The organism is Methylobacterium crusticola, assembly GCF_003574465.1.
Lineage (GTDB): Bacteria > Pseudomonadota > Alphaproteobacteria > Rhizobiales > Beijerinckiaceae > Methylobacterium > Methylobacterium crusticola.
Genome location: NZ_QOWC01000449.1, coordinates 1 through 1,673, shown reverse-complemented (window position 1 = coordinate 1,673; position 1,673 = coordinate 1). Strand labels below are relative to the sequence as shown.

Genomic DNA, 1,673 nt, shown 5'->3' with positions numbered 1-1,673 from the left:
GGCGGCGGCCTTCGGCCCGGGCGCGCCCTACAACCGCGGCACCGCGCTCGCCCGGGCCGGCGACCTCGCGGGCGCCCTCGCGGCCTTCGACGCCGCGCTCGCCCGCGACCCCGGCGACGAGGACGCCCGCGCCAACCGCGACCTGGTGGCGCGCCTCCTCGAGACGCCGGACGCCCCCGCCGGCCCCGTCGCCGGCGCGGCCAATGCCCGGGCCGACGAGACCGCCCGCTACGCGAGCAAGACCCAGTCCGACCCGAACGACCCGGGCGCCACGTCCTCCGGCGAGGGCCTCGCGGGCAACCGCGAGGCCCTCGCGGCGGCGGATTCGCCCGGCAACGCGAAGGCCGCCCGCACCGGCCGGGCCGAGCAGCGGGCGGTCGATCCGGGCCGCGGCCAGGCGCGGGGATCGGCCAGCGACGCGGAGGGCGGAGGGCGCTCGGGCGGCGGCAATGCCAGCGTGTCGGAGGTGGCGGAGCGGGAGGTGCGCCGGATCTCGAAGAGCTTCGAGGCGCGCGAGATCCGGCCCGACCGGCACTGGCTCGCGACGCTCACCGACGACCCCGGCCGCTTTCTCAGGCTGCGCCTCCAGGCCGAGCAGGCCCGCCGCCGCGAGGCCGGCACCGCCGTCGAGCCGGGGAGCAGCCCGTGGTGAGGCGGGGCCTCGCCCGGGCGGCCCGGGTGCCCGCGAGAGTGGCGCTCGCGGGCAGGATGCCCGCGGGACTGGCGCTCGCGGGCCGGATGCTCGCGGGACTGGCGCTCGCGGCCGCGCCCGCCCGCGCGCTCGAGGCCGACGATCTCAGCCTCACGGTCACGGCCGAGACCGCGAGCGCCGCGGCGCCCTACCCGCGCGAGATGGTGCTCCTGCGCATCCGCGGCACCTACCGGGCGCAGATCGCCCTGGAGGACCTGCACCAGCCGAGCCTGCCGCACTTCGCCTGGACGCAGCTCGGCCGCGACCGCTGGTTCAGGACCACGGTCCAGGGCCAGGAGGCCCGGGGCTTCGAGCGCACGGTCGCGGTCTTCCCGCAGGCCGCCGGGCGCTTCGTGATCGATCCCTTCGTGCATCACCTGACCGTGGTGGACGGCGGCGGGCGGCGGGCGGTGGACGTGCGCTCCGCCCCGGTCCCGGTCGAGGTCGGGGCGTGGAGCGGCCCGGGCGGCCCCGAGGCGGCGGAGCCCTGGTGGCTGCCGGCGCCCTCCGTCACGGTCACGGACGCCTGGACGCCCGACCCCGAGACCCTGAAGGTCGGCGAGCCCGCCCGCCGCACGGTCACGCTCGAGGCGCGGGGCCTGACCGCCGACGCGCTGCCGCCGCGCCCGGTGCTGCGGACCCGCGGCATCCTCACCTTCGCGGGGCCGATCGAGCGCCAGACCCTCGTCACCCCGCAGGGCCCGGTGGCGCGGGCGACCTACCAGTGGGACGTGCGCCCGGGCGTGCCCGAGACGGTGACCCTCCAGGCCATCAAGATCCCCTGGTTCGACACGACGGCGCGGATCATGCGGGAGGCCGAGATCCCGGCCCGCCTCGTCGGCGGCCGGGCGCGGGCGGCGGAGGCCGAGGCCCCGCCCCCGGCCTCGCCCTGGCGGGCGCTGCTCGCCGGGCTCGCGGCCTTCGGGCTCGGCCTCGCGGGCCTGCACCTCGTCGGGCGCCGCGCGGCGCCGACCGATGCGGG

Annotated in this window: 2 protein-coding genes; both read left to right on the top strand. The window is 79.5% G+C overall.

Annotated elements, in window-relative coordinates:
• On the top strand, positions 1-652 hold a 652-nt coding region (locus tag DT057_RS34825), incomplete at its 5' end, for a hypothetical protein (protein WP_128566543.1).
• A gap of 56 nt (positions 653-708) precedes the next feature.
• Positions 709-1,673: hypothetical protein (locus DT057_RS34820; protein ID WP_420870346.1), on the top strand; the 965-nt coding region annotated here is incomplete at its 3' end.